This window comes from Brachyspira sp. SAP_772 (assembly GCF_009755885.1).
Classification (GTDB): Bacteria; Spirochaetota; Brachyspiria; order Brachyspirales; family Brachyspiraceae; genus Brachyspira.
In genome coordinates this window covers 1-513 of record NZ_VYIX01000383.1, presented here as the reverse complement: position 1 = coordinate 513, position 513 = coordinate 1, and the positions used below count along the sequence as shown (strand labels likewise).

Here is a 513-nt window from a genome sequence, read left to right as displayed (position 1 = left end):
ATATCCAACAACTTTAATCCCTCTTCTATTGCTTCATCTTTATTTTGCTTACCGCCCAACTGTGGTATTTTACTAGCAATAATTTTTTTATTATCCCACATATTTAAATCCTTTATTATTTTACGCCATTATTACACCAACTATACCCTCTATACTTAACACATCAAGAGCATATTCTTCGTTATCTATCTTAAAAACAAGAAATTGCTGACTTGGCTCTGTGGAAGCGTTCTCTTTATTTTGCTTCTTATGAGGTTGGTGTAGTAGTAGAGGTTGGTGATGGTATAGCAAGGATAGTTGGACTTCCCGGTACAGGAGTAATAGTAGTAACACCAACTATACCCTCTATACTTAACACATCAAGAGCATATTCTTCGTTATCTATCTTAAAAACAAGAAATTGCTGACTTGGCTCTGTGGAAGCGTTCTCTTCAGCACCTATACCCACACCGCCAATCTGTGCTATTTCACTAGCATTAATTTTTTGATTATCCAACATATTAAAATCCTTTA

General features: G+C 35.1%; 1 protein-coding gene. It reads right to left on the bottom strand.

Features of this window, described 5'->3' with window-relative positions:
• Window positions 1-247 precede the first annotated feature (247 nt).
• Window positions 248-513 (bottom strand): chemotaxis protein CheW (locus GQX97_RS14635; RefSeq protein WP_232473461.1); only part of this gene is annotated, 266 nt, incomplete at its 5' end.